23 protein-coding genes are annotated in these 25,570 nt (G+C 70.0%); 13 read left to right on the top strand and 10 right to left on the bottom strand.

Annotated elements, in window-relative coordinates; translation table 11 throughout:
• Window positions 1-142: 142 nt before the first annotated feature.
• The 5 genes from ABD912_RS09115 to ABD912_RS09095 all read left to right on the top strand — a co-directional run bounded on the left by ABD912_RS09115 (window position 143) and on the right by ABD912_RS09095 (window position 7,364).
• The gene (locus tag ABD912_RS09115; RefSeq protein ID WP_345150200.1) at window positions 143-1,690 is read left to right on the top strand and encodes a gamma-aminobutyraldehyde dehydrogenase; all 1,548 of its coding nucleotides are present in this window, start codon (window positions 143-145) and stop codon (window positions 1,688-1,690) included.
• A gap of 222 nt (window positions 1,691-1,912) precedes the next feature.
• Window positions 1,913-3,730 (top strand): ABC transporter substrate-binding protein, encoded by a 1,818-nt coding sequence (locus ABD912_RS09110; protein WP_345150198.1) that lies wholly within the window; start codon window positions 1,913-1,915, stop codon window positions 3,728-3,730.
• Window positions 3,731-3,883: 153 nt separating this feature from the next.
• The gene (locus tag ABD912_RS09105) at window positions 3,884-4,777 is read left to right on the top strand and encodes a polysaccharide deacetylase family protein (protein ID WP_345150196.1); all 894 of its coding nucleotides are present in this window, start codon (window positions 3,884-3,886) and stop codon (window positions 4,775-4,777) included.
• Window positions 4,774-5,901, top strand: a complete 1,128-nt coding sequence (locus ABD912_RS09100; protein WP_345150195.1) for a C45 family peptidase — start codon at window positions 4,774-4,776, stop codon at window positions 5,899-5,901. Before ABD912_RS09105 ends, ABD912_RS09100 begins: the two co-directional genes overlap by 4 nt.
• A 110-nt stretch (window positions 5,902-6,011) precedes the next feature.
• Entirely contained in the window at window positions 6,012-7,364 is a 1,353-nt protein-coding gene (locus tag ABD912_RS09095) for an APC family permease (RefSeq protein ID WP_345150193.1), read from the top strand.
• Between the two features lie 90 nt (window positions 7,365-7,454).
• Here ABD912_RS09095 and ABD912_RS09090 read toward each other — a convergent pair whose 3' ends face one another.
• The 6 genes from ABD912_RS09090 to ABD912_RS09065 all read right to left on the bottom strand — a co-directional run bounded on the left by ABD912_RS09090 (window position 7,455) and on the right by ABD912_RS09065 (window position 13,848).
• A complete protein-coding gene (locus ABD912_RS09090; protein ID WP_345150191.1) occupies window positions 7,455-8,576 on the bottom strand; it encodes a hypothetical protein in 1,122 nt (373 codons plus the stop codon).
• Between the two features lie 212 nt (window positions 8,577-8,788).
• Window positions 8,789-9,880 (bottom strand): hypothetical protein, encoded by a 1,092-nt coding sequence (locus ABD912_RS09085; RefSeq protein WP_345150190.1) that lies wholly within the window; start codon window positions 9,878-9,880, stop codon window positions 8,789-8,791.
• Between the two features lie 187 nt (window positions 9,881-10,067).
• Window positions 10,068-11,102: a 4-hydroxy-2-oxovalerate aldolase gene (gene dmpG, locus ABD912_RS09080; protein ID WP_345150188.1), complete on the bottom strand. Its 1,035-nt coding sequence runs from the start codon at window positions 11,100-11,102 to the stop codon at window positions 10,068-10,070.
• 9 nt (window positions 11,103-11,111) lie between these two features.
• Window positions 11,112-12,056: an acetaldehyde dehydrogenase (acetylating) gene (locus ABD912_RS09075; RefSeq protein WP_345150187.1), complete on the bottom strand. Its 945-nt coding sequence runs from the start codon at window positions 12,054-12,056 to the stop codon at window positions 11,112-11,114.
• 26 nt (window positions 12,057-12,082) lie between these two features.
• Window positions 12,083-12,907, bottom strand: a complete 825-nt coding sequence (locus ABD912_RS09070; protein ID WP_345150185.1) for a 2-keto-4-pentenoate hydratase — start codon at window positions 12,905-12,907, stop codon at window positions 12,083-12,085.
• Window positions 12,907-13,848, bottom strand: a complete 942-nt coding sequence (locus tag ABD912_RS09065; protein ID WP_345150183.1) for a 3-carboxyethylcatechol 2,3-dioxygenase — start codon at window positions 13,846-13,848, stop codon at window positions 12,907-12,909. The genes ABD912_RS09070 and ABD912_RS09065 overlap by 1 nt, the downstream gene beginning before the upstream one ends.
• Window positions 13,849-14,149: 301 nt before the next feature.
• Here ABD912_RS09065 and ABD912_RS09060 point away from each other — a divergent pair, with 301 nt between their 5' ends.
• Window positions 14,150-14,779, top strand: coding sequence for a TetR/AcrR family transcriptional regulator (locus ABD912_RS09060; RefSeq protein WP_345150181.1), 630 nt, complete (start codon window positions 14,150-14,152; stop codon window positions 14,777-14,779).
• On the opposite strand, the gene ABD912_RS09055 is transcribed toward ABD912_RS09060, so the two are convergent.
• Window positions 14,776-15,744: a D-2-hydroxyacid dehydrogenase family protein gene (locus tag ABD912_RS09055; RefSeq protein WP_345150179.1), complete on the bottom strand. Its 969-nt coding sequence runs from the start codon at window positions 15,742-15,744 to the stop codon at window positions 14,776-14,778. The two genes, ABD912_RS09060 and ABD912_RS09055, sit on opposite strands and share 4 nt — an antisense overlap.
• 303 nt (window positions 15,745-16,047) lie before the next feature.
• Between ABD912_RS09055 and ABD912_RS09050 the strand changes: the two genes are divergently transcribed.
• A complete protein-coding gene (locus tag ABD912_RS09050) occupies window positions 16,048-16,572 on the top strand; it encodes an Hsp20/alpha crystallin family protein (protein WP_345150177.1) in 525 nt (174 codons plus the stop codon).
• A 128-nt stretch (window positions 16,573-16,700) separates the two neighbouring features.
• On the opposite strand, the gene ABD912_RS09045 is transcribed toward ABD912_RS09050, so the two are convergent.
• Window positions 16,701-17,150 (bottom strand): PaaI family thioesterase, encoded by a 450-nt coding sequence (locus ABD912_RS09045; RefSeq protein WP_345150176.1) that lies wholly within the window; start codon window positions 17,148-17,150, stop codon window positions 16,701-16,703.
• A gap of 283 nt (window positions 17,151-17,433) precedes the next feature.
• Here ABD912_RS09045 and ABD912_RS09040 point away from each other — a divergent pair, with 283 nt between their 5' ends.
• Both ABD912_RS09040 and ABD912_RS09035 read left to right on the top strand, forming a co-directional pair.
• The gene (locus ABD912_RS09040) at window positions 17,434-17,793 is read left to right on the top strand and encodes a DUF4235 domain-containing protein (protein WP_345150175.1); all 360 of its coding nucleotides are present in this window, start codon (window positions 17,434-17,436) and stop codon (window positions 17,791-17,793) included.
• 76 nt (window positions 17,794-17,869) lie between these two features.
• On the top strand, window positions 17,870-19,174 hold the full coding sequence (locus ABD912_RS09035) for a cation:proton antiporter (protein ID WP_345150174.1): 1,305 nt from the start codon (window positions 17,870-17,872) through the stop codon (window positions 19,172-19,174).
• Window positions 19,175-19,275: 101 nt separating this feature from the next.
• Here ABD912_RS09035 and ABD912_RS09030 read toward each other — a convergent pair whose 3' ends face one another.
• Window positions 19,276-20,634, bottom strand: a complete 1,359-nt coding sequence (locus ABD912_RS09030; RefSeq protein WP_345150173.1) for an MFS transporter — start codon at window positions 20,632-20,634, stop codon at window positions 19,276-19,278.
• A 172-nt stretch (window positions 20,635-20,806) separates the two neighbouring features.
• Window positions 20,807-21,580: an SDR family NAD(P)-dependent oxidoreductase gene (locus ABD912_RS09025; RefSeq protein ID WP_345150172.1), complete on the bottom strand. Its 774-nt coding sequence runs from the start codon at window positions 21,578-21,580 to the stop codon at window positions 20,807-20,809.
• A 312-nt stretch (window positions 21,581-21,892) separates the two neighbouring features.
• Between ABD912_RS09025 and ABD912_RS09020 the strand changes: the two genes are divergently transcribed.
• From ABD912_RS09020 to ABD912_RS09005, 4 genes are all read left to right on the top strand, one after another.
• Entirely contained in the window at window positions 21,893-23,242 is a 1,350-nt protein-coding gene (locus ABD912_RS09020) for an aromatic ring-hydroxylating dioxygenase subunit alpha (RefSeq protein ID WP_345150171.1), read from the top strand.
• 27 nt (window positions 23,243-23,269) lie between these two features.
• Window positions 23,270-23,611: a bifunctional 3-phenylpropionate/cinnamic acid dioxygenase ferredoxin subunit gene (locus tag ABD912_RS09015; RefSeq protein ID WP_345150169.1), complete on the top strand. Its 342-nt coding sequence runs from the start codon at window positions 23,270-23,272 to the stop codon at window positions 23,609-23,611.
• Window positions 23,612-23,693: 82 nt separating this feature from the next.
• The gene (locus tag ABD912_RS09010) at window positions 23,694-24,905 is read left to right on the top strand and encodes an NAD(P)/FAD-dependent oxidoreductase (RefSeq protein ID WP_345150168.1); all 1,212 of its coding nucleotides are present in this window, start codon (window positions 23,694-23,696) and stop codon (window positions 24,903-24,905) included.
• A 34-nt stretch (window positions 24,906-24,939) separates the two neighbouring features.
• A complete protein-coding gene (locus ABD912_RS09005; RefSeq protein ID WP_345150167.1) occupies window positions 24,940-25,524 on the top strand; it encodes an aromatic-ring-hydroxylating dioxygenase subunit beta in 585 nt (194 codons plus the stop codon).
• The last annotated feature ends 46 nt before the right edge of the window (window positions 25,525-25,570 follow it).

Raw genomic sequence — 25,570 nt, 5'->3', positions numbered from 1 at the left:
GAACCTTTCCGGCCGAACAGCCACGGCCAGCGGTCCGGCCGCCCTCGGGGAACGTCCCGCGGGCGGCCGGGCCGCACCCTCGCCCTGCCTTCCTCCGAAACCCCTGCCTTCCCCAACCCACGGCATTTCCAGGAGTCTTTTCATGACCAGCACCACCACGACCATCGGCGACCCGGTCCACCCCGCCTCCCGCCCCGAGGGGCACCAATTCATCAACGGACGCCGCAGCGAGGGCCGCGGGCCGGAGGCCAAACGCATTGATCCGGCCACGGGCGAGGCCGCCGAGGTGATCCGTCTGGCCTCGGCCGCGGACGTCGACGCGGCGGTCGCGGCGGCCAAGGCCGCCTTCCCGGCCTGGTCCCGGGCCACGCCGGCCGAACGCGGCGACGCCCTGCTCAAGCTCGCCGCCGTCCTGGAGCGGCGGGCGGGGGAGCTGGCCGCGGTCGAGTCCGCGCAGACCGGCAAGTCCCTGCGCCTGGCCACCGAGTTCGACGTCCCGGGCACCATCGACAACACCGTGTTCTTCGCCGGCGCGGCCCGGAACCTGCAGGGCCTGGGCGCCGGGGAGTACGGGGCCGGCGGCACCTCGATGGTCCGCCGGGAACCCATCGGCGTCATCGGTTCGATCGCCCCGTGGAACTACCCGCTGCAGATGGCGGCCTGGAAGATCCTGCCCGCCATCGCCGCCGGAAACACGATCGTGCTCAAGCCCTCCGAGCTCACCCCGGGCACGGCCCTGATTTTCGCCGAGGCCGCCGCCGAGGCCGGCATTCCGGACGGGGTCATCAACATCGTCACGGGCACCGGGCCGGACGCCGGGGAACGGCTGGTGCGCCACCCCGACGTCGCGATGACCTCCTTCACCGGCTCCACCGCCGTGGGCCGAAAGATCATGGCGATGGCCGCCGAGACGGCCAAGCGCGTGCACCTGGAACTCGGCGGCAAGGCCCCGTTCGTGGTGTTCGACGACGCCGACGTGGAGGCCGCCGCGCACGGGGCCGTGGCCGCGGCGATCATCAACGGCGGCCAGGACTGCACCGCGGCCACCCGCGCCTACATCCAGCGTCCGCTCTTCGAGGCCTTCACCGCCCGGGTCGCCGAGCTGATGGACGCGGTGGTGGTCGGCGACCCGGCGGACCCGGACACCGACCTCGGCAGCCTCATCACCCACGCCCACCGGGACAAGGTGGCCGGGTTCGTCGAGCGGGCCCGCGCGGCCGGGGCCAGCGTCCTGGCCGGCGGCACCGCCCCGGGAGGGGACCTGGCGGCCGGCGCCTACTACCGGCCCACCCTGGTCGCCGGCGCCGCCCAGGACTCCGAACTGGTGCAGCAGGAGATCTTCGGCCCGGTCCTGGCCGCCCTGCCCTTCGAGACCGACGACGAGGCGATCGCGCTGGCCAACGACACCCCGTTCGGGCTGGCCGCCTCCGCCTGGACGCGGGACCTGGACCGTTCCCTGCGCGCCAGCGCTGAGATCCAGGCCGGCTGCGTGTGGGTCAACGACCACATCCCGATCGTCTCCGAGCTTCCCCACGGCGGGTACAAGGCCTCCGGGTTCGGCAAGGACATGAGCCAGTACTCCCTGGACGAGTACACCAATGTCAAGCACGTGATGCTCGGCCGCGACCGCGCCGCCCACAAGGACTGGCAGGACACGGTCTTCCGGGACCGGACGCCCGGAACAAAGTAGGAAGTACAAGCCAATAGGGACAAGCCAGTAAGCACGGGCCGAACGGGCACGGGCCGGTAAGGACGGGGTCCCGGGCACGACGGCGGCGGGACGTCCGCCGCCGTCGTGCCGCCGTCGTTTCCCGGGGCGGGCGTCCGGACGGGGCCCCGGCCGGACGCCCGAAGCTCGGGCTAGGATGCAGTCAGCGCGCGGGCGCCGGGCCGCGCGGACGAGGAGAGGCAGATGGACGGCGACCAGCGCATCCGCTTTGTGGTGTCCCCGTCCTCCCGGGATTTCTCCGCCCGCGGCGTGCCCGCCCGCGAGGCGCCCGCCGACGCGTCCCCGCTGCTGGTCGAGCTGCTCGCGACCACGCGGATCGTGGACTACGCGCAGCGCCTGGGCGGCAGCGGGCACGACCGCCTGTCCTTCCTGCTGGAGCTGCCGACCAGCCGCCGCATGCTGCATGTCCGCCTGAGCCTGACCGGCCCGGAGCGGGCGCGCAAGACGGTCGTCGAGGCCGTGGCGGCCCCCAATCCGGCACGGCTGACCCACCGCGAGCTCGACGTGCTCACGCTGTTGGCGGCGGGACACTCGAACCCGCAGATCGCCGGCCACCTGCACACCAGCGCGCGCACCGTCTCCACCCAGGTGGAGATGATCCGCACCAAGCTCGGCGCCGCCAGCCGCACGGCCGCCGGCGTCATGGCGGCCGGCCACGGCTGGCTCAAGCTTCCGCTGCCCGCGCCGGCCGCGGAATGCCGGGCGCTTCCGATCGCCGCGCTGGATCCGGAGCCGGCCGCGGGCCCGGACTCCGGTGCCGCCGGGCCCCCATCCGGGCTGGCTTCCGGGGCGGCGCCGGCGCGCCGGGGGAGTTCCCCGGTCCGGCTGGTGTTGGCCTACCCCCATGCGGGGCCGGCCGCGGAGGACGGGCGACAGTCGCGGCAGGGGGCGCTGCTGGCCATCGAGGAGGCCAACGCGCGCGGCGGGATCGCCGGGCGGCCCATCGAGGCCGTCGAGGTCGACGCCGACATCTATTCCTCCGCGGGCGTGACGCGCACCTTTGCCCGGATCCGCGCGCTGGACCCCGATGCTGTCATGACCTCCTACGTCTTCGACGAGGCCACCGCCCTGGACCTGGCCGCCGACCTGGCCTGCCCCGTGCTGCACACCATGACCTCGCAGCGCCAGGTGCAGGCGGCCGACGCCGCCCCGCAGCGCTACGCCAACGTGTTCCAGTGCGTGCCCACGGAAACCAACTACGGCACCGGCCTGCTGCGCTTCCTGGACCTGCTGCGGCGGGACGCGCCCGGACTGGTTCGGAGCGGACGGATCGCGTTCATCGAAACCCCGGCCGACGCCGGACAGATTGCCGACGACGCCACTCGCGCCAGGCTCGCAGCGCTCGGGTGGGAGGTCTCCGCCGTCGTGCCCGTGCCCGCGGACCCGCGCCAGCTGCAGCCGCTGGCCGAATCCGTGGTGGCGGGCGCCCCGGACGTGGTGGTGGTCAGCGAGTTCCTGCCGCACACCATGGCCGAACTCCACCTGTCTCTGCTGCGCGCCGGCACCCAATCGGTGCTCTACTGCATCTACGCCCCCTCGATCCCGCTGTTCGACCAGCTGGTGGGGGAGCGCGCGGAGGGGCTGGTGTGGTCGACGGTCTCCGGCACGTACGCGGACGAGTTCGCCGGCCGCTTCGTGGCCGGCTACACCCGCAGGTACGGCGCCGAGCCGGGCCGCTCGCAGGCGGGCCTGGGCTACGACATGGTCTCCGTCCTCGCCGCCGCCTGGCGCATCGCCGCGGACAGCCGCGACTTCCCGGGAACGCTCGAGGCCCTGCGTGCCACGCGGCACCGGGGCGTGAACGGCAGCTACATCTTCTCGGCGGGGCACCAGACCTCGCTGAGCTATCCGGACCAGACGCCGGACCCGTCCTTCGGTCAGGCCCAGCTGATCTGGCAGGTCCAGGACGGCCGGCACCGCTGCCTGGACCCCGCGCCCTACGCGGACGCGCGGTTCGTCCCGCCGCCCTGGATCGAACAGCACGGGATCACGCAGCCCTGAAACTGGCAGCCCGGCATCACTTGGCATACGGCCGTGGAAGATACGTCAATCGACCCATGACCGGCGTCACACCGCCCGGACACACTGGACTCAACGACCCGCCCCCGACGCACCGCCAGGCCGTCCGAGGCACCCGCGAGTGAAAGAGCCCCCGTGAACAGCACGACCAGATTCGTCCCGACTCCCTGGCCCGACGGCCACGCCTACGGCGCCACCGTGAGCTTCGACTTCGACGCCGAGGAGGTGTGGATCGGCGAGAACCCGGAGAACGCGGGCAGGGTGGGCGTGCTCTCCCAGGGCAGCTACGGACCGCGCGTCGGCGTGCCGCTGATCCTGGACCTGCTGGAGAAGCACCGGGTCACGGCGTCGTTCTTCGTGTGCGGCAAGGATGCGCTGCGGCATCCGGACGTGGTCCGCTCCATCATCGACGCCGGCCACGAGGTGGCCCACCACGGGCACAGCCACACCAACCCGACCCAGCTGGACCGCTCCGCCGAGCGCACCGAACTGCACGAGGGCCTGCGGGTGCTGCGCCAACTCGGGGCGGACGTCGCAGGCTACCGGTCTCCCTCCTGGGAGTTCACCGAGCACACCCTGGACCTGTTGCAGGAAGCCGGCTTCGAGTACAGCTCCAACCTGCTCAACGACATCCGGCCCTACCGGCACGCCGCCCACGACCTGGCGGAACTGCCGGTGTCCTGGATCCTCGACGACGCCCCGCACTTCTGGTTCGCGAACGACACCTGGGAGAAGACCATCCGGTCCCCGCGCGAGGTCCTGGACGTGTGGCTGCCGGAGATCGACGGGATCGCGGCCCTGGGCGGACACGTGATGCTGACCATGCACCCGATGATCATCGGCAGGCCCTCCCGGCTGACCATGCTGGACCAGGTCCTGGGCCACTTGCGGGACACCGGCGCCTGGCTCGGCACCGCCCGGCAGGCCGCGGCCCTCGCCGGCGACGGCGCGGCCGCCGCGACCCTGGCCCCAGTGACCCTGCCGGCGGCACAGGCGCCGGAAACCCTTCCGAGCGGAGCCGCCCGATGAGCACCGAGACCTACCCGCGCATCCGGGTCAGCGGCACCCCGCGCGAACGCGGCCGCCAGTACGGCGAGCGGGCGCGCGAACAGGTGCTGCACTCCCGTGCCGGCTACGAGCGCTCCTTCGCGGCCAAGGGCATCGCCTGGCCCGCCGCCGTCGAACAGGCCCGCGGGCACGCGGAGGCGATCCGGACCGCCCACCCGTCGATCTGGGAGGAACTCGTCGGGATCGCCGAGGGCTCCGGCCTGCCGCTGGACGACGTGCTGGCGATGAACTGCCGCACGGAGATCATGTGGGCCGCCGTCGTCGACCACGCCGTCCCGGGCGGCGGCGAGTGCAGCTCCTTCGCGGTCGCCCCCACGCACACCGCGGACGGCACCACCCTGGTGGGACAGAATTGGGACTGGCTGGTCCTCGGCTTCGACTCCGTGGTGGTGCTGGAGGTCGAGCGCGAGGACGGCCCCGACTACGTGACCATCGTGGAGGCCGGGCTCCTGGCCAAGACGCTCCTGAATTCGGCCGGCGTCGGGGTGGCCGTGAACACCCTCGTCACCTCCCTGGACGGGCACGCGCCCGGACTGCCGTTCCACGTGCTGATCAGGGCGCTCGCCGATGCGCGGCACACGTTCGACGCCGTCGAAATCCTGGCCGCCCACCCCCGGGCCTCGGCCGGGAACTTCGTGGTCGGCGCCGCCGGCGGGGCCATCCTGAACATCGAAACGGCCCCGGGGGACGCCCGCAACGTCGTCCCGCTCATCCCGGAGAACGGCCGCCTTTTCCACACCAACCACTTCCTGGGCCCGATCGCCGGCGGGTTCGACCTGGCCCCCGTGGCCATGGCGGACAGCTACGTCCGGCTGGACCGGCTGGGCCAGCTCGTGGGCAGCGACTCCCTGGTGACGGTCCCGCTGCTGGCCGCGGCGCTGACGGACCACACCGACGCCCCCGGCTCGATCTGCTGCCACCCGGACGAACGCTCGGCGCCCGAAGTCCAGTGGTCCACCGTGATGTCCGTCGTTATGGACCTGGAGCGGCGGACCCTGCACCTGGCCGAGGGCAACCCGTGCACCAGCGCGCGGCATGCGCGCGACTACGCGGAGCTGCTCGGCGCGGTCCCCGCCGCAGGCTAGAGCGCGGGGCAGCCGTCCCGCCTTTTCGCACCTACTTCATCGCACCATCCCATGCTCCGCGGCGCCGGTTCCGCCGCGCAGTCTCCGACCCACCATCCTGGAGCTCCCGCATGCCCATTTCCACCACCTCCGCCGGCCCGGCCGCCCCGCCGCGGCTGGCCAAGGTCCTCGGCCTCGGCGGCGCCGTCGTCTTCGGCCTGGCCTACATGATGCCGATGGCCTCCTTCACCACCTACGGCGTGGTGAACACCCTGACCGAGGGGCACATCGTCACCTCGTACATCGTCACCCTGGTGGCCATGCTGTTCACCGCCGCCGCGTACGCCGCCATGTCGCGGGCCTTCCCGGTGACCGGCGCCGCCTACTCCTACACCCGGCGCACCTTCGGCGGCCACCTGGGATTCCTCGGCGGCTGGACCATCATGCTGGACTACGTGCTGCTCCCGATGATGGCGTACCTGGTCATCGGCGTGTACCTGCACGAGGCGGTGCCCGCCGTCGCCCAGCCGGTGTGGATCGCGGTGTCGATCGCGGTCGTCACGGTGCTGAACTCCCTCGGGATCAAGTTGCTTTCCCGGCTCAACAGCGCGATCGTCGTGGCCCAAACCGTGTTCCTGGTGGTCTTCGCGGTCCTTGCGGCGCGGCTGATCGCCGGCGCGGAGGTGCCCTCGCTCGGCGATGCCCTCTATGGCCAGGGCCCCGGGACCGCCGCAATCTTCGCGGGGTCCGCGATCCTCTGCTACTCGTTCCTGGGCTTCGACGCCATCTCCTCGCTGGCGGAGGAGACCCGCGACGCGCGCCGGACCATCCCGCGCGCCATCATGCTGGTCACGCTGCTCGGAGGCCTGATCTTCATCGCGATCTCGCTGGTCTCCAACCTCGCCTACCCCGACTGGCGCTCCTACACCAACCCGGACGCGGCGGCGCTGGACGTGGTGTTCGCCGTCGGCGGCGGCCTCCTGGAGGCGTTCTTCACCGCCGCCTTCGTCGCCGGATGCTTCGGGGCGGTGATGTCGCAGCAGGCCACCGTCTCGCGGCTGCTCTTCTCCATGGGCCGCGACGGCGTCCTGCCGCGGCGGATCTTCGGGGTCCTGCACCCGCGCTTCAAGACCCCGGTGCGGGCCACGCTCGTGGTGGCGGCCATCGGCCTGGTCTCGCTGTTCGTGGATCTGGCGTTCGCCTCGTCGCTGATCAACTTCGGCGCGCTCACGGCGTTTTCGCTCGTGAACGTGGCCGTCATCAAGCACTACATCATCGACGAGCGCCGGCGCGGCGCCTACGCCATGGTGCGCTACCTCCTGGTGCCGCTGGTCGGCCTGGGGCTCAGCCTGTGGCTGTGGACCAGCCTGTCCGGGCAGGCACTGGTGGTGGGCCTGGTGTGGGTCGTCCTGGGCGTGGCCTACCTGGCTGTGCTTACCCGGGGCTTCCGGAACGCCCCGCCGGAACTGGCGATCGAGGAATAGGCCCGGAAGGCACCGCCGGGCATTGCCCGACGAGGGCACGCTTGAGGCAGGCTCGTTCGCCGGCGGCTTGCCCGCCGGCGGGCCGCGCGCCTAGTCTTCGGGCTCCTCCGCCGCGCGGTCCAGGGCCTCGGCCAGCAACGGCACCAGTTCCCGGGGAATGGTGATCGCCCCGCTGGCCCCGTCGGCCTCCGCCAGGTCCACCAGCCCGGCCTGCGCCAGTTCCAGCAGCCGGCCGTGGGTGACGGCGACGACGTCGTCGGCGCTCTCTCCCACACCGTCGGAGGAAGCCAGCAGGTCCTCGACGGTCGGCGGGGTCGGCGAGGCGCCGGCGACGAGCACCACGGCGAGCAGTTCGCTGGAATCCTGCAACAGAGGCAGCTCGGGGCTGAACGCGGTGACGGCGATCCAGTAGTAGGCGACCGCCAGCGCGGCGTAGGCGGCGAGGCGGGACTCATCGGAGGCATCCTCGGTGCCGAAATCCGCAGCCTCCTCGGTGGGGGTGACCTGCCCGCTCTCCGCGTCGATCGACACCAGGCCGGAAACCTCCAGCACGGCCAGCAGCTGGTCGACCGGCAGGGCGACGGCCCCGTCGGCGGCGAGCGCGGCGGCAGCGTCCTCCTCGTCCTCGGCGGTCGGCATGAGGTCCTCGTCCAGGTCTTTGCCGTCGCCAAGCCAGCGCAGGATTGAACCGGCGGCCGCCACCAGGGGCAGTTCCGCCAAGGCCTCCAACTGTGCGGCGGGTTCGATGTCGGGGATGTGCTCCTCCGGGATTTCCGGCAGCTCGGAGGCAAGCGTCTCGACCTCGTCGAACAGCAGGTACAGCTCCTCCAGATCTTCCTCGGTGCCCGTCCAGCGGCCGGTGTCCTCCAGGAAGAGCGTGAAGATCCGGGCCGAACGGACGGCATGGTCCACCACGTCGACGTCGGCGGTCGAGTTGATCAGCCGGTCCAGGGCTGCCGCCAGCACCTCGGCCCGGTAGGCGGTCGCGGTGGCGGCCGGATCGGCGTCGAAGTAGCCGCCGAGGGCCGCGGTGAAGACCTTCAGGGCCACGCGGGCCTCGTCGACCAGACCGGGCTCGGAGCCGTCGTCGTACCACTCGATGAACACCGTGGTCAGGCTGGCAAGCTCGCGGTCCGCCCGCATGACGCCAAGGGAGCGCGGGGCCGTTCCGGAGGGCCCTTTGGGGCCGGGGCGCTGAGTGTTCTTGGCCATTGGACTACTCCTGGTGGGTTCCGGGGATGGGGTCGTCGGGGAGGGCGGCGAACCTTCCGACTCCACGTTCCCAGAAACCCACGCACTGTGCCAACGGGGGATCTGTGCCAACGAGGATCCGGGCCGTTGGCGGGACGCTGGCGCGGGCACGATGCCGTCGTCCGGGTCCAGGGTCCCCGGCTGCCTACCTTCCGACCCGGGGACCTGTCCGGTCAAGCCGCGCTTTCGGTTACGACCTCCTCCCAGACGGCCAGAAGGCAATCAGCCAGCGCCGGCGGGACGGTGATTGAATCCCCCAGGTCGACCAGCCCCAGGTCTGCCAGGTCCTGGAGCCGCCGTCCCACCTCCGCGTAGAGTTCCTTGGTCTCGTCTGCCTTGGCCGCCGGAACCATGCAGGCGGGATTGCTGATGGCCAAACGGGACACGGATCCCGTGGTGGCCGCAGCGTGGGCCAGCAGGCGTCCCAAGGCGGCCGCGGGGGTGTCCGGCTTGTTCCACGAAGCGCCGGTTTCCGTGAAGGCCCGTTCGAAGGCGCGGTACGCCCACCCCTCAAGTTCGAGTTCCCGGTCGAGGTCCGAAGCCGCGGCCAGCGCCGTCCTGGCCCGTGCGACCCTCGCCGCGCCAGGCAGCCATCTGCTGATGCCGAGGCATTGCAGGACCCGGAGCAGGCATCCGGGATCCGCCGACCCGTCGGATCCGGCGGCTTCGACGGCCGCGTCGACGGCATCGCTCCAGGCCAGGGGTGGATCCTCGCTCAACCCGTGGTGGATGCCGTCCAGCAGCTTCCCCGCCATGCGGGACAGGGGCAGCCCTTCCAGGAAGGCCAACCGCTCCTCGTCGTTGGGCTTCTGAACGCCGAATCCGCCGCGGGGCCCGGCGGCGGCGAACCCCGCGTGCGCGCGATCGTAGAAGTCCCTCAGGGCGTCGAGGTCCTCCTCGGTGCCCGTCCAGCGACCGGTCTGTTCGAGGAAGTTCGTGAACAGGGAAAGCGTGTTGACGAAGGAGAGGTAGAAGAACTCGTCGCCGTGGCAGAACTTCTCGATGGAGAGGCAGATCGCCGCCTCCAGCCGCAGGGCACGGAAGGCCGTGGCTTCGGCGTTGGGATGAAGGCTTTCGTCCAGGGTCAACGGCACCGTGATGTAGGTCAGCAGTTCCTCGAAGTCGACCTCCAGCCCGTCCGGGCCCAGCCAGGCCTTGAACTCGGGGGCCAAGGCCTCGACGGCGGAGAAGATGCCGGGCACACCGGTTGGCGGCGGAAGCGTCCGTGCGGAGGTGCGGGGTTTGCGCTGCTTGGTCCGGCCCATGGGGTTTCCTTTCCGGAAGGGACTGTCCCTCGAGCCTGCCCGTTGAACGCAGTCCCGCCCAGCCCCCTGACCGTGATTGTGGATAACTCCCACCTGGCCCCGGGTTAAAAGCGGGAGGGCCGCAGCAACACCCCTGAGCTGCGGCCCTCCCTTGGGAGGAAGTGTTTAACTTCCGGTCTGGTGGGGCCTACTTCTTGGCCTCGGCTGCGAGCTGCACGGCGACGTCGACGATCATGTCCTCCTGGCCGCCCACGTAGCCGGCCTTGCCGATCTCCTCGAGGATGCGGTAGGCCGGGACGCCGTAGCGGAGGGCCGCGCGCTCGGCGTGGATCAGGAAGGAGGAGTACACGCCGGCGTAGCCCTGCATGATGGACGCCCGGTCCATGACGGGCATGCGGGTGATGAACGGCTTGACGACGTCCTCGGCGGCGGCCATGAGGCCCTGCACGTCGACGCCGGTCTTGATCTCCAGCCGGTCGAAGGCGGCGGCCAGGACCTCGGTGGGGGAGTTGCCCGCACCGGCTCCCAGGGCAACCAGGGTGCCGTCGATCTGCTTGGCGCCGGCACGCACGGCGAACACGGAGTTCGCCACGCCGAAGCTCATGTTCTGGTGGCCGTGGAAGCCCACCTGGGCATCGTCGCCGAGCTCGGCGACCAGCGCGGAGACACGGTCGGAGACGTCATCGAGGATCAGCGCGCCGGCGGAGTCGACGACGTACACGCACTGGCAGCCGGCGTCGGCCATGATGCGGGCCTGCTTGGCCAGCTCCTCCGGGGAGACGCGGTGGGACAGCATCAGGAAGCCCACGGTCTCCATGCCCAGCTTGCGGGCGTGCTGGAAGTGCTGGATCGAGATGTCGGCCTCGGTGCAGTGGGTCGCGATGCGCGCGACCTTCGCGCCGGCGTCGAACGCCTGGTTCAGGTCGTGGATGGTGCCCAGGCCCGGGAGCATGAGCACGGCGATCTTGGCCTGCTTGGCCTCGTCCACGGCGGCCCGGATCAGGTCCAGCTCCGGGGTGAGGGAGAAGCCGTAGTTGAAGGAGGAACCGCCCAGGCCGTCGCCGTGGGTGACCTCGATGACCTCGACGCGGGAGTCGTCCAGGGCGCGGACCACGTCGCGCACGTGGCGCTCGGTGAACTTGTGGCTCATGGCGTGCGAGCCGTCGCGCAGGGTGGTGTCCGTCAGGCGGACGTCGAACGTGGTGTCCAGGGGTGCGGTCATTGCGGGCTCCTACTTGGTGTTGGTGCCGGCCAGGGCTGCGGCATGCTCGTCGATGCGCTCGGCCAAAAGGTCCGCGGTGCGGGTGGCGGCGGCGGTGATGATGTCCAGGTTGCCGGCGTACTCCGGCAGGTAGTCGGCGGCGCCCATGACCTGGACCCAGATGCCGACGCGGCCGAAGCCGTTCCAGTCCTCGCGGGCGACGTCGAACTGCGGCTCGACGCGCAGCTCGTAGCCGGGCACGTAGTCCTTGATCTTCAGGACGTACTCGTCGATGGCGGCACGGATCTTGTCCTGCAGCTCGCCGGCCTCGGCGGCCTCGGCGGGGATCATGCAGTAGATGGTGTTGCGCATGATCATCGGCGGCTCGACCGGGTTGATGATGATGATCGCCTTGCCCTTCTTGGCGCCGCCGACGACCTCCAGGGCCTTGGCCGTGGTCTCGGTGAACTCGTCCACGTTGGCGCGGGTGCCCGGGCCGGCAGACTTGGAGGCGATGGAGGCAACGATCTCGGCGTACTCGACCGGGACCACGGAGGAGACCGCGGCGACGATCGGGGTGGTGGCCTGGCCGGCGCAGGTGATCATGTTGACGTTCATGGTGTCGGTCAGCGAATCCAGGTTCACCACCGGGGCCAGGTACGGGCCGACGGCGGCCGGGGTCAGGTCGATGGCATGGATGCCGGCTTCCTTGTACTTGGGCGCGTTGGCCTCGTGGGCCTTGGCGGAGGTGCACTCGAACACGAAGTCCGGCAGCTCCTCCTGCTTCAGCAGCCAGTCCACGCCCTCGGCGGAGGTGGTCAGGCCGAGCCTGGCGGCGCGGGCCAGGCCGTCCGACTTCGGGTCGACGCCGATCATGTACTTGACTTCGACGTTCTTGCTGCGGCGCATGATCTTGAACATCAGGTCGGTGCCGATGTTGCCGGATCCGACGATGGCGGCGGTCTTCTTGGCCATGGTGTAGGTCCTTTGATTCCGGGGTGTTAGATGAAGTTGATGGTCAGGGACCCGAGGTCCCCGAAGTCGGCGGTGGCGGACTCGCCGGCAACCACGGGCAGGGCCTTGGTGAAGGAACCCGGCAGCACCAGCTGCCCGGCCTCCAGCGCCACGCCCTGTTCGCCCAGCACGTTGGCCAGCCAGGCCAGCGGGGCCACGGGGTCGCCCATGACGGCCTCGCCCGTGCCGGACTCGCGCGCCTCGCCGTTGATCCGCAGGGTGCACGCCACGGTGGTGAGGTCCTCGACGGATACCGGCAGCGGGGTGGTGCCGACGGCGATCGCTCCACAGGATGCGTTGTCGGCGACGGTGTCCACCAGCTTGATGTCCCAGTCCGCGATACGCGAGTCGATGATTTCGATCGCCGCGTAGACCTCGCCGATGGCGGCGCGGGCCTGCTCGACGGTCACGCCCGGGCCTTGCAGGGCCTCCTTCAGCACGAAGCCGAACTCCGGCTCGACCTTGGGGGAGACGAACGCCCCGGCGGCCAGGCGGGCGCCCTCGTTGTGGACCATGTCCTCGAAGAAGAACCCGAAGTCGGGGGAGTCCACGCCCAACTGCCGCTGCATGGCCAGGGAGGTCAGCCCCACCTTGCGTCCGGCCAGCACGCGGCCGTCGGCCAGGTGCTTCTCCAACTGCAGGGTCTGCACCACGTAGGCGTCGTCGACGTCCATGCCCTCGAGGCGCCCGCGCAGCGGGGCGACCGGCTCCAGCGTCTCGGCGGCCGTGAGGAGCTCGTTCGCGAAGCCCTTCAGTGCGGCCTGGCGCTCCGCGGCGGCCTCGGCCAGTTGGTTCTCGTTCTGCAACGTCATTACTTGACCACCGCCGTCGTCACGCCGAAGCCGGCGATGTATTCCTTGATGGGCTTGTAGAAGTCGAAGGTGACCTCGTACTCGCCGCAGGCGCGCAGCGCGGAGTACGCGGCGACCCAGGTGCGCACCTCGTGGGAGGAGTGGCCCGCGACGCGGTCCATCTCTTCGGCGGTGTAGGCGTCGAAGTCCTCGACCTTCCCGGACTTGCAGACCTCGAGGAACTCCAGGTCCCATTCGGGGTTCAGGTCCATGATGTCGGCCTCGCCGGCGGCGAACTTGATCGCGGTGTTGATGGTGTTCTGCTGGCGCGCGGCGCGGAACTCCGGGGTGGGGTGGCGGCCCTCGACGAGGAAGTTCTTCTGGTCGAAGGTGGCCTCGTGGAAGCGCGGCACGGGCGGATCGTGGGAGAGGCCGCCGGAGCCGATGAACAGGACCTTCTTGTCCGAGTTCCGGAAGTACTCGCCGATGGCGGTGCCAAGCTTCCGGACGCGGCGCATCTTGGTGTACGGGCGGGCCACGGCGTTGATGAACACCGGGATCATCGGCTTCACGGTCGGGTCGCCGTTGTAGATGATCTCCATCGGCTGCACGGCGCCGTGGTCGACCTCCATCTTGCGGGAAATGGCGACGTCGAGGTCGCTGTCGACGAGGAACTGGGCCAGGTCCTCGGCGATCTCGGTCGGCACGTTCAGCTCGCCGTCGAAGGAGTCGTAGTCGCCGGTGCCGTGGGCCTTGAAGCCGATGCAGAACGGGGGCATGAGGTCCTGGAAGAACCCGTTGTAGTGGTCCGGGCCGAAGTTGACCACCAGGTCCGGATCGAAGTCCTTGACGAATGCGCGAACGTGCTCGAAGGATGCCTCGACAGCGGCCTTCACCTCTTCCGGCGGGTTCGTGTGTTCCAGCAGAGGGCTGTGTGACATGCACACCAAAGCCTGCTTCATGGCATCGCTCCTTCGACTTGCCTGCGTTTTCTTCCCGCCGGTCGGAGTCCCTTGGGGGGACGCGCCGCACCGGCGAGGGGCGGGGTGTTGAGGGGCCGGCGGCGCCGACGCCGCCTTTCCCGTGTTCCATTGGACCCCCCGCGGAGGGGTGGGTGCACCCTCGCGTTCCGCTGGATGGTACGGATCGGAAAATTTCCGCTGCCCGCGGGTGGCGGTCCGGGGCGGAACGGCGGGCGCTGCGGCGCGGGCCGGGGTGGCGGGGCGCGTTGAACAAAATATGCAGAGCTGCAAAAATGCACCAATGCAGAATTTTGAGCCGGGCAGGCGGGAACGCCAGCGGGCTGCCACGTGGGCCCGGATCCACGAGGCGGCGGTGACGCTGGTGCTGGAGCAGGGCCTGCCGGAGGCGACCACCGCGGCCATTGCGGAGCGGGCCGGGGTGTCCGCGCGCACCTTCTTCAATTACTTCCCGACCAAGGAGGATGCGGTCCTCGGTACCCGCGAGCCCACGCTGCCTCCCGAGCTGTTCGAGGAGTTCCTGGGCGGGGAGGCCGACCTGCTCACGCGGACCGTGCGGCTGCTGGCCGGGGTGCTGCGCACCAGCACCGACGCGGGGGAGGCGTTCCGCCGCCGTCGCGAACTGGTGCGGACCTTCCCCGAGCTGCGCCGGCGGACGCTCCAGCACGTCCAGGCGGCCGAACGGCTCTTGGAGTCGGCGTTGGCGGAGCGGCCGGAAGCGGTGGCCGCCGAGGCGGAGTGGGCCGGACTGCGCGACGCCGGGAACGTCCAGCCCGCGCTGCTGATGCTCGCCGGAACCATCACCCGCTTCGTATTCACCCGCGATCCGGAGGGGTTCAACGCCGACCACCGCGGCGCGGTCGACGCCGCGGTGGAGGTCTTCCGCGACGTCTTCGGGGCCGGCCGGGCTTAGCCGTTCAGCACCCGGACCGGTGCCCCGTCGAGCCAGGCGGCGACATCCTCCAGCGCCTGCCCGTAGAAGATCCGGTACTGTTCGCGCGTCACGTAGCCCAGGTGCGGTGTAAGCACGGTGCGCGGAGCGCCCAGCAGCGGGTGGTTGGAGGGAAGGGGCTCGGCATCGAACACATCGAGGGCCGCGCCGCCCAGCCAGCCCTCGGCCAGGCCGCGGACCAGGGCGTCGGTGTCGACGAGCGGACCGCGCGCCGTGTTGACCAGCAGCCCATCCGAGCCGAGGAGCCGCAGTTCCGCCTCTCCGACCAGCCCGCGGGTGCGCTCGGAGAGACGCACGTGCAGCGTAACGATGTCCGCCTGCTCGAACAGTTGCTCCTTGGTGACCAGCTGCGCCCCGGCCGCGGCGGCGCCCTGGGCGTCGAGGTTCTGGCTCCAGGCAATCACCTCCATCCCGAACGCCTGGGCGTAGCCGGCGATGCGTGTGCCGATCTTGCCCAGGCCCAGAATGCCGAGCGTGCGGCCGGCCAGTTCTGATCCGATGCCGGTCTGCCAAAGCCCCGCGCGCAGGGCCTCCTGCTGGGCGGGGATGTCGCGGACCGCTGCCATAAGCAGCGCCCAGGCCAGTTCCGGCGCGGCGGTCGGGGAGCCGCTGGTCCCGCTCACCGTGACGCCCAGGTCCCGGGCCGCGTGCATGTCGATCGCCGCGTTGGCCATCCCCGTGGTGACCACCAGTTTCAGGTCGGGCAGACGCTCCAGCACCTCCCGCGGGAAGGCTGTGCGCTCGCGCATGGCGACAACGGCGTGAAAGCCCTGCAGGGCGGCAACGGCCGCGTCGGCGGAGGCGAAGGGGTCGCTGAAGAACGTGGTTTCCGCGCGCCCGGCCAGATCCTCCCACGGCGCCATGTCCCGTGCCACGCCCTGGTGGTCATCCAGGATCGCCAGCCTCGCCGTCAATCGCTTCGCCATGCCCGATGCCCCGTTTCGTAGATGCCGGTCCTGTCCCGATGCTATGTCACAGCGCAGAACAGGACAGCGCAGGACAGGGCGCGGCAGGTCCCCGGTGCGGGTGCCCCGCGCCGGGGGCGTCGAAGTCCGTTGCGCAACGGGTCGCGGCCCTGTTTGGGAGCGGAAAAATGGGCCTCACAAGCTCTGGCACTCTCGGCAGGAGAGTGCTAGAACAGAGGTGGCGGAGCCGCATGGACCGCCACCGAAATACGAGCAAAGCCAGGGAACCGACGACGGTTCCTAGACTCCAAGGAGTTGATCGTCATGGCAACGAATTTCGATCCGTTCCGCGAACTGGACCGGATGACCAGCACGTTTTTCGACACCCGCTCCGCGCTGCGCGAGATGCCGATGGACCTGTTCAGGGAGGGTGACCACTACATCCTCAACGCCGACCTGCCGGGCATTGACCCGGGCTCGGTGGACATCGACGTCGATGGCCAGTTGCTGACCATCCGCGCCGAACGGACCTTGGCCAACGCCGAGGGCGTCAAGTGGATCACCCGGGAGCGCCGCGGAGGCAGCTTCCTGCGCCAGCTGAGCCTGGGACAGGGCCTGGACACCGAGGCCATCTCCGCCCGCTACGAAAACGGAGTGCTCAGCGTGACCATCCCGGTGCGCGAGACCAGCAAGCCGCGCAAGATCGCCGTGGAGGCGGGAGGCGCCGGCCGGGAGGTCATCGAGGGCAAGGTCACGCATGGGGCGTTGGGGTCCCGCGAGGGCGAGACCGAGCAGGGTTCCGCGGGAACCCGCGAAGGTGGCGCCAAGAAGGGCCATAAGGAAGGCTAGCGCCGGCCGCCGGCCCCGGCCCCAGGCGCCGGGCAGCGACGGGCACCCGGCACTGAAAAATGCCGGCAACGACGGCGGCCTGCCGCCCCCAAGGGGCGGCAGGCCGCCGTCGTGCGTGGATCGCGCGGCTACTTGCCTAGCTTGCGCTCCTTGAGCACGTAGGTGAACGTCGAGTGCACCAGTTCCTTGCCGTCGGCGTCGGCGACGGAGACCTCGGCGACGACCACGGAGCTGCCGCCGCGCAGGATGCGGGCCGTGGCGATGGCGGGGGACGACTTGGAGTTGGTCATGAAGTTGATGTTGGACTGCACGGCCAGCGGGAACTGGCCCTGGTCGGCGAAGACCTGCATGGCCAGGAAGGTGCCGGTGATGTCCGCGGCGCCGAACAGCGCGGCCGCGGAGAACATGCCGTTGGCCTGGGCGAGCTGGTCGGTCAGCGGCATCGAGAAGCTCATGGAGTCCGCGGTGACGGCGTGCGGCCGCAGACCCAGCGTGAAGGTGATGTCCTCGAAGCCGAGGCGGGAACGGAACCCGTCCCAGACGGCGGTGAATTCTTCGAGGGTGGCGGGGATGGCCATGCTTCTCCTTAGGAAGGCTCAGGTGGGGGCGCGGTAAGGCTTGCGTTCACCGTAACGGGGTCGGCGCCGGCCCCGGGAGGGCGGGTGCCGTCAGGCAGCACGGGCGGCCACCCACCGCCGGGCAACTGCCACCAGGCGACCAAGGGCCCCGGCGGTGGGTGCCCCGCGAACGGTGCCACTGGTCTCAGGCGAACGGATCGTCGAGGTGCATGGCCGGAGGCGGTTCGGAGTAGCTTTGGGATACCCGGCCCCACACGAGGCGTTACTCCAGAGAGGACCCGCGATGCGCAAGAATCCGGCAGGCAGGAACCTGGCAGGCAGGAACCAAACAGGCAAGCACCAGGCAACCGCGCCCCAGGCAAGCAGGTTTACCAAACTCCTTTACCGCCCCTTCGGGCTGCTGTCGGGCGTGCTCGGCGGCCTGATCGCCAGCCTGGTCTTCCGCCAGGGGTGGAAGCACGCCACTCCCTACGGGCAGGTGCAGGAGGATCCGCCCAAGGCGCTCAGCACGGCCTACTCGCTGAAGGAGATCCTCATCGTCAGCGTCATCCAAGGCGCGATTTTCGCCCTCGTCAAGACCCTCGTCGACCGCGGCGGGGCCCGCGTTTTCGAGCGCCTCGTCGGCAAGTGGCCGGGCGACTAGCCTGTGCCCGGCCGCAGGTGGACCGGCCGGTCCGCCGGTCTGCCTAGACCGGGCGTCTCCTGAGGAGGAACCGGCAATGTTTGAAGCTCCGAGTATCGTGTTTGCGGCAGCGGGAGCGGCTGTCTTCGCCGCGGCGGTTCTGCCCCGGCTCCTGAGCCGGGCTCCGGTGTCGATGCCGATGGTGTTCCTGGCGGCCGGGGCGCTCACGTTTGGCCTCCTTGGGCATCTGCCGGACCCCGACCCTCTCGCGTTCCCGGAATTCACGACGCACCTGACCGAGGTCTGCGTGATCATCTCGCTGATGGGTGCCGGGCTCGCGCTCGACCGCCCGATCGGGTGGCGCCGGTGGGCCACGACATGGCGCATGCTCGGGGTGGCCATGCCGCTGTGCATCCTGGGGCTCACGCTGCTGGGTTTAGGGGTGCTCGGCCTCGGTCTTGCCGCTGCGCTGCTGGTCGCGGCGGCACTCGCGCCGACGGACCCCGTGCTGGCCTCCGAGGTGCAGGTCGGAGAGCCTGCGGACGAGGAGGAAGGAACCGACCGGGAGGACGAGATCCGCTTCGGACTCACCTCCGAGGCAGGATTGAACGACGGGCTCGCGTTCCCGTTCGTCTATCTGGCCATCTCCATCAGCCTGGTGGGGGTCGAGCCCGCCGCCTGGTTCCGGGAGTGGTTCGCCGTCGACGTCCTCTGGAGGATCGGGACAGGCGTGCTGGTGGGCGTGTGCATGGGTAAGCTCCTGGCCTTGGTGTTCTTCTCCTCGAGGCACAAGAGCATCCGTCTGGCCGAACACTCCGAAGGTTTCGTTGCCCTGGCGGCGACGTTTCTGGCCTATGGCACCACGGAGCTCATTGAGGGATATGGCTTTGTCGCCGTCTTCGTGTGTGCGGTGACAATCCGGGCCGCAGAGCATACGCATGGCTACCACCGCGTGCTGCACAGCTATGTCGAGCAGTTGGAGCGCCTGATGACCGTCATCATCCTGGTGTTGTTCGGCGGCGCGATCGCCCGTGGCCTGCTTTCCGGAATCGGCTGGCCCGAGGTCGCCGTTGCCCTGGCGTTCCTGCTGGTTGTCCGTCCCCTGGCCGGCTGGATCGGCCTGGCCGGCGGCAAGACCGGACCGCGGGAACGCATCGCCATAGCCTTCTTCGGCATCCGTGGGATCGGTTCGCTCTACTACCTGGCGTACGCCTTGGGCGAGGGAGGGTTCGGCGGCCAGGCCGAGCGTCTGTGGGCCATTGTGGGGCTGGTGGTTGCCTCGTCCATTGTGCTTCACGGGGTGACCACCGCGCCGGTCATGAACCGGCTGGACAGGCTCCGTGAACGCGAGGCGGTTCGGAAGTTCGGTGACGAGGGCCAAGCCCCCAAAACTGCCATCTAGGACCATCCGAAAACGCCCAACGCCTGAAACAGGACAGGCCCCCGGCAGCCAACAAACCGGGGACCTGCTCCTGCACCACAGCCCAATCAGGGCTTATTCATCTAGACGGCGGAGGCGGCGCGCTCGGCGTCGGCCGTGGCCTTGCGGGCGGCGCGGCCGCGGGTTTCCTTAGACAGGAAGACCGACAGGGCGGCGACGGCGATCAGGATGATGAAGTAGACCGCGATGTTGCCGGTGCCGTGGCCGTTCTCCAGGCCGACCAGCCAGGTGGCCATCAGCGGGGCGGTGCCGGCGCCGAGGACGGAGCCGAGCTGGAAGGTCAGCGAGACGCCGGTGTAGCGGTCCTGGGTCTCGAACTTCTCGGCCAGGAAGGCACCGATCGGCCCGTACATGGAGGCCTGGATGATCGGGTTGCCGACGATGAAGGCCAGGGCGATCATCCAGAAGTTGCCGGAGTTGAACAGGGCGAACATCGGGAAGACCAAGACCACGGAGATGCCCGCGCCGAACAGCATCACCGGGCGGCGGCCGAAGCGGTCGGAGAGCCAGGCGAAGAACGGGATCGCGAAGATGTGCAGGAAGGAGGAGAAGGTCAGCATCATCAGCGCGGTCTGGCGGTCCATGGCACCGGTGGCGACCACGTAGGGGACCATGAACACGGCCAGCAGGGCCTGCATGAACAGCGGGCCGGCGGCGGCCAGGATGCCGTAGAGGCTGGAGAGCGGGTACTTCTTGAGCACGCGCAGGATCGGCACGCCGGTGTGCACCTCGCCCGCGGCCTGGGCCTTGACGAAGTCCGGGGACTCGGTGACGCGGTAGCGCATGTACAGGCCGATCACCACGAGTGCGGCGGAGAGCAGGAACGGGATGCGCCAGCCCCAGGCCAGGAACTGGTCCTCCGGCAGGCCGGCGAAGAGGCCGAGCACCAGGGTGGCCAGCACGGAACCGGTGGGCCCGCCCGTGACGGCGATCGAGGCCGCGAAGCCGCGGTTCTTCTCCTTGACGTGCTCGGCGGCCATCAGCGTGGCGCCTGCCCATTCGCCGCCGACGGCCAGGCCCTGGATGACGCGCAGGAACACCAGCGTCAGCGGGGCCGCGATGCCGATCGTCGCGTAGGTCGGCATCAGGCCGATGCACACCGAGACCATGCCCATCATCATCAGGGTGATGAAGAGCATGTTCTTGCGGCCGAACTTGTCGCCGAAGTGGCCGAAGAGGATGCCGCCGACCGGACGGGAGATGTAACCGGCGAGCAGGATGACGAAGGACAGCGTGGTGCCCAGCGTGGGATCCATGGTCTTCGGGAAGAAGAGCAGCGGGAACACCAGCCCGGCGGCCGCGCCGTAGAGCAGGAAGTCGTAGTACTCGACGGTGGAGCCGAGGAAGCTGGAAACCAGCGCCCGGCGGCTGTCTTTCTGGGTCGGCTCGGTTGCCGGCACTGCAGGGGTGGACTGTGCCATGACTACTCCAAAAGGTGCACTGCGGTGTGCGCTAAGTGAAAACGGGTTCCCCACGAGTGTGGATCGTGTGACGCCCGCCACCAATCCGGCGTGCCGTTGTATGGAACGGGAAATCCGCCCCGGCCACGCTTTTCCTCCAGTGGCGCCCCGCTCCCGGAGGTGCGCCCCGGGCCTACTTCAGCCCCAGCCGCAGCGCCCCGTCCAGCCGCACCACCTCGCCGTTGACCATCGGGTTCGAGGCCAGCGCCACCACCAGGTCCGCGTATTCGGAGGGCTTGCCCAGCCGGTTCGGGAACGGCACGGAGGCGCCGATGCCGGCCTTCGCCTCCGCGGAGAGGATGTCCATGAACGGGGTGTCGAACACGCCCGGGGCCACGCCCAGCACGCGGATCCCGTGGCGGGACAGGTCGCGGGCCGCCGGCAGGACCATCGAGTTGATGCCGCCCTTCGCGGCCGCGTAGGCGACCTGGCCCATCTGCCCTTCATACCCGGCGACGGAGGAGGTCAGTACCACCACGCCCCGTCCGCCGTCCGGGTCCGGTTCGTTGGCGTCCATGGCGGCGGCGCCCAGCCGCAGCACGTTGAACGCGCCGACGAGGTTCGTCTCCAGCTGGGCGCGGAAGGTATCCACCGGGTGCGGCCCGGAGCGGCCCAGCGTCTTGGCGACCGTGGCGCTGCCGGCGGCCGAGACCACCGCGCGCAGCCCGCGCGGGGCCTGCGCGGCCAGTGCGACGGCGGCACGCACCTGCTCCTCGTCCGTGACGTCGGTCGCGGCGAACCGGCCGCCGATCTGGGAGGCCACGGCTGCGCCCTTGCCGGCGCTGCGGCCGGCCACCACGACGTGCGCGCCGAGCGCGGCAAAGGCCCGCGCGGCCTCGGCGCCGAGCCCGGAGGTGCCGCCGGTAACCAAGACGCCGGAATCATTGAAAGGGGAGGTTTTTGTCATGCGTTCATCTTCCCCGGGGCCGCCGCCCGCGTCCCGTCCCGGTTCCGGCGTTCGGCACGCGAAGTGCCGGGCTCGGTGCGGCGGGCGGTTCCGCGCGCAGGCGGCCCGCTCCGCCGTCGTCCTCAACGGAGTCGTCCTCGCCGGGCCGGCGCTCGCGGAGCGGGGCCCTCGGCCACTAGTCTGCGGAACGGGGATTTGACAAACGCCCCGTCCCAAGGTTCGGCACGGGGGCTGGCGGCGCGAGGCCGCGGTGGTGTGCTATGGATGCAGACACCCCCCCACATCACTGAGTCCAATGGAGGATTGATCGGGATGACCACCACGGATTCCTGCGAACCGACGGCGAACGCGGCCATCGGGCGCATGCCCCGGCCCGAGGAACTGGCCACGAACCTTGACGTCTCGACGCTGGTCGATTCCGACGGCGGCCTGATCGACCGCTCCATCTACACGGACGAGGGCCTGTACAAGCAGGAGATGCGCCGCATCTTCGCCCGCAGCTGGCTGTTCCTGGCCCACACCAGCCAGTTCAAGAAGCCCGGCGACTTCTTCACCACCTTCATGGGCGAGGACCCCATCATCGTCACGATGGACAAGAAGAAGAGCATCCGGGCGTACCTGAACTCCTGCCGCCACCGCGGCGTGCGCGTCTGCCGCGCCGACGCCGGGGCCACCAAGATGTTCACCTGCACCTACCACGGCTGGTCCTTCGACCTGGAGGGCGCGCTGCAGTCCGTGCCGAACGAGCAGGCCTACCCGGAGGACTTCGACAAGAAGGACTGGGGCCTGATCGAGGTTCCGAACGTGGCCATCTACAAGGGCCTGATCTTCGCCAACTGGGACCCGAAGGCCGAGCCGCTCGAGGACGCCCTGGGCGACATGCGCTACTACATGGACGCCATGCTGGACCGCGACCCCGAGGGCACCGAGGTCATCGGCGGCGTCATGAAGTGGGTCCTGGAGGGCAACTGGAAGCTCGCCGCCGAGCAGTTCGCCACCGACTGGTACCACGTGAACATGTCCCACGCCTCCGCGCTGATGGTCCTCTCGCCCACCGGCAAGGGTCCCAAAGCCGATATTGCCGCGACGCCGGGACGCCAGTTCGTGTCCCCCAAGGGCCACGGCGCCGGCTTCCCGACGCACCCGAAGTCCCGCTTCGACGCGAAGGCGGTGCACGAGCACTACGACTACGCCGCGCTGCGCGAGCGCCTCGGCGACGCGGCCGTCGAGGGCCCGATGACCACCGGCCACGCCACGGTCTTCCCGTCCTTCTCCTACCTGCCGGTGAACGGCTCCATCCGCGTATGGCACCCGAAGGGCCCGGACAAGATGGAGGTGTGGGCCTGGATCCTGGTCGACAAGTCCATGCCGGACGAGGTCAAGGACGCCCAGCGCCTGTACAACCTGCGCACCTTCGGTCCCTCCGGTATCTTCGAGGCCGATGACGGAGAGAACTGGTCCGAGGTCCAGGCGATCTCGCACGGCTTCGTGACCAACAACGTCCCGCTGAACTTCCAGATGGGCATCGGCAGCGAGCGCGAGGACGGCACCTACCCGGGCCAGACCTCCGAGCTCTACTCCGACGCCGCGGGGCGCGGGTTCTACCGTCATTGGGCGACGCTCATGAACGAGCCCGCCTGGCACGAAAACAAGAACAAATAGCCCACTAACACCCCAAGGAGAAATCCAGTGAGCGACGCCATCAACATCGGCTCCGTCGACGACATCGACGAAGGCGAAGCGAAGGTCATCCCCGCCGACGAGAACGGCACCGGCGAGGACATCGCGGTCTTCCACGCGGAGGACGGCAACTTCTACGCCCTCAACGACACCTGCACGCACGAGACCGCTTCCCTGGCGGACGGCTGGATCGAAGGCGTCGAGGTGGAGTGCCCGGTGCACTCGGCCAAGTTCTGCCTCAAGACCGGCGAGGCGCTGTGCATGCCGGCGACCATCGCCGCGCGCACCCACAAGGTGGAGGTCCAGGACGGAGAGGTCCTGCTCTACCCGAACGTCCCCGTCGAGGCCTAACCGGCACGACGCCGGGAGGCGGTCCGGCTGACCGACCCGCCTCCCGGCATCCCACCACGCGATACCCCTAAGGATTTTTGAGATGTCCCTGAACTCCGTCACCATCGTCGGCGGCGGCATGGCCGGCTTCACCGTCGCGAAGGAACTGCGCTCGCGCGGCTTCGAGGGCGTGCTGACCGTCGTCGACCCGGCCGGGCTGCCCTACGACCGCCCGCCGCTGAGCAAGGACTACCTCCTCGGCAAGCGCGGTGCCGAGGACATCCGGTTCTCCCCGGCCGCGTGGTTCGAGGAGCACAAGGTCGACGTCGTCACCGGCACCGCCACCGCGCTCCGTCCGGACGAGGGGACCGTGGTCCTGGCCGACGGCGCGGAGCTCGCCGCGGACAGGATCGTCCTGGCCACCGGCGGCCACGCCCGCCGCCTGGCGATTCCGGGTGGGGACCTCGAGTCCGTCCTGGAGCTGCGCACCCGCGAGGACGCCGACCGCCTGCGCTCCCTGCTGACCCCGGGCACCCGCCTGGCGATCGTCGGCGCCGGCCTGATCGGGGCCGAGGTGGCCTCCTCCGCGCTGGCCTTCGGCGCCGAGGTCGTGCTCATCGACCCGGTCGACCCGCCGCTGGTTCCCGCCGTGGGACCCGAGCTGGCCCGCCGCCTGCACGACATGCATGCCGAGTACGGCATCAAGGTCGTCACCGGCATCCCCACCGCCATCACGGCCGACGAAGCCGGCCACCACATCCGGATGGGCGAGCACGGAAGCATCGACGCCGACGTCGTGCTGGTGGGCATCGGGATCGTTCCCGAAACCGCGCTGGCCGAGTCCGCGGGGCTGGACACCGACAACGGAACCCTGGTCGACGAGTCCCAGCGCACCAGCCACCCGCGCGTCTACGCGGCCGGCGACTCCGCCCGCACGCGCCTGGCGGACGGCACGCTGCTGCGCCGCGCCGAGCACTGGGAGCACGCGATGTTCGCCGGCGAGACCGCCGCGGCGGCCCTGTTGGAGCAGGACCTGCCGGTCCACGGAGCCTCCTGGTTCTGGTCCGACCGCCACGGCGTGCACGTCGAAGGCGTCGGCTCCATGGCCGCCGAAGGCACCACGATCATCCGCGAGGCCGCCGGCAAGCCGGCGATCGCGCTGCGCGTGGACCCGGAAGGCTACCTGGTCGGCTGCGCCGCGATCGACGGGGGCCTGGCCGTCCGCGCCGCCCGCCGCATCATCGACCGCCGGATCCTGGTGGACCGGGACAAGCTGGCCGACCCGTCCATCGACCTGAAGAAGCTGGCCCGCTAAGGCCACCAGCGGCAACCAAGGAAGCGTGAAAACCATGACCGAGAACGCAGTTCCGGGCGCCGTCCCCACGGCGACGGACGAGCTTGACGGCCGCCTGGCCGACGCCGAGCTGGCCTACCGCGTCCAGCAGTTCCTCTTCCACGAAGCGGAACTGCTCGACGACGGCCGGTTCGCCGACTGGCTGGAAATCTTCGACGAGGACCTGGCCTACTGGGCCCCGCTGCGCACCAACCGCCTGCGCCGCCAGGCCGCGCTGTCCATCGGCGTTCCGGGAGAGGCCGCGTACTTCGACGAAACGAAGGAATCGCTGGCCTGGCGCATCCGCCGCTACGACTCCGGCATGGCCTGGGCCGAGGACCCGCCCTCGCGCACCCGCCACCTGATCTCCAACATCACGGTCCGCCATCAGGGCGCGAACGCCGAAGGGGAGCAGGAACTGAAGGTCCGCTCGGCCTTCCTGGTGTACCGCAACCGCCTGCAGACCGAGACCGACCTGTATTCCGGCGGCCGCACGGACACCATCCGCATCAAGGCGGACGGCAGCTTCAAGGTCGCGCGCCGCGAGCTGCTGTTCGACGTGAACGTGCTTATGGCCAAGAACCTGAGCACCTTCTTCTAGGAACACCAAACCTCGGGGACATCCCCGGCCGGTGCCCGGCCCGCAA

Source organism: Arthrobacter ginkgonis, from assembly GCF_039540195.1.
Lineage (GTDB): Bacteria > Actinomycetota > Actinomycetes > Actinomycetales > Micrococcaceae > Zafaria > Zafaria ginkgonis.
Note: the sequence above shows the minus strand (reverse complement) of the source record. Positions and strands in the feature narration are given on the sequence as shown.

Bases quoted from the DNA above. Each gene is read 5' to 3' on its own strand.
- ABD912_RS09005 (WP_345150167.1), top strand. From the start codon at position 24,940: ATGACCGAGAACGCAGTTCCGGGCGCCGTCCCCACGGCGACGGACGAG.
- ABD912_RS09035 (WP_345150174.1), top strand. From the start codon at position 17,870: ATGTTTGAAGCTCCGAGTATCGTGTTTGCGGCAGCGGGAGCGGCTGTC.
- ABD912_RS09025 (WP_345150172.1), bottom strand. From the start codon at position 21,580: ATGACAAAAACCTCCCCTTTCAATGATTCCGGCGTCTTGGTTACCGGC.
- ABD912_RS09030 (WP_345150173.1), bottom strand. From the start codon at position 20,634: ATGGCACAGTCCACCCCTGCAGTGCCGGCAACCGAGCCGACCCAGAAA.
- ABD912_RS09100 (WP_345150195.1), top strand. From the start codon at position 4,774: ATGAGCACCGAGACCTACCCGCGCATCCGGGTCAGCGGCACCCCGCGC.
- ABD912_RS09115 (WP_345150200.1), top strand. From the start codon at position 143: ATGACCAGCACCACCACGACCATCGGCGACCCGGTCCACCCCGCCTCC.
- ABD912_RS09070 (WP_345150185.1), bottom strand. From the start codon at position 12,907: ATGACGTTGCAGAACGAGAACCAACTGGCCGAGGCCGCCGCGGAGCGC.
- dmpG (WP_345150188.1), bottom strand. From the start codon at position 11,102: ATGACCGCACCCCTGGACACCACGTTCGACGTCCGCCTGACGGACACC.
- ABD912_RS09090 (WP_345150191.1), bottom strand. From the start codon at position 8,576: ATGGCCAAGAACACTCAGCGCCCCGGCCCCAAAGGGCCCTCCGGAACG.
- ABD912_RS09045 (WP_345150176.1), bottom strand. From the start codon at position 17,150: ATGGCCATCCCCGCCACCCTCGAAGAATTCACCGCCGTCTGGGACGGG.
- ABD912_RS09010 (WP_345150168.1), top strand. From the start codon at position 23,694: ATGTCCCTGAACTCCGTCACCATCGTCGGCGGCGGCATGGCCGGCTTC.
- ABD912_RS09110 (WP_345150198.1), top strand. From the start codon at position 1,913: ATGGACGGCGACCAGCGCATCCGCTTTGTGGTGTCCCCGTCCTCCCGG.
- ABD912_RS09020 (WP_345150171.1), top strand. From the start codon at position 21,893: ATGACCACCACGGATTCCTGCGAACCGACGGCGAACGCGGCCATCGGG.
- ABD912_RS09055 (WP_345150179.1), bottom strand. From the start codon at position 15,744: ATGGCGAAGCGATTGACGGCGAGGCTGGCGATCCTGGATGACCACCAG.
- ABD912_RS09095 (WP_345150193.1), top strand. From the start codon at position 6,012: ATGCCCATTTCCACCACCTCCGCCGGCCCGGCCGCCCCGCCGCGGCTG.
- ABD912_RS09075 (WP_345150187.1), bottom strand. From the start codon at position 12,056: ATGGCCAAGAAGACCGCCGCCATCGTCGGATCCGGCAACATCGGCACC.
- ABD912_RS09060 (WP_345150181.1), top strand. From the start codon at position 14,150: ATGCAGAATTTTGAGCCGGGCAGGCGGGAACGCCAGCGGGCTGCCACG.
- ABD912_RS09050 (WP_345150177.1), top strand. From the start codon at position 16,048: ATGGCAACGAATTTCGATCCGTTCCGCGAACTGGACCGGATGACCAGC.
- ABD912_RS09065 (WP_345150183.1), bottom strand. From the start codon at position 13,848: ATGAAGCAGGCTTTGGTGTGCATGTCACACAGCCCTCTGCTGGAACAC.
- ABD912_RS09085 (WP_345150190.1), bottom strand. From the start codon at position 9,880: ATGGGCCGGACCAAGCAGCGCAAACCCCGCACCTCCGCACGGACGCTT.
- ABD912_RS09040 (WP_345150175.1), top strand. From the start codon at position 17,434: ATGCGCAAGAATCCGGCAGGCAGGAACCTGGCAGGCAGGAACCAAACA.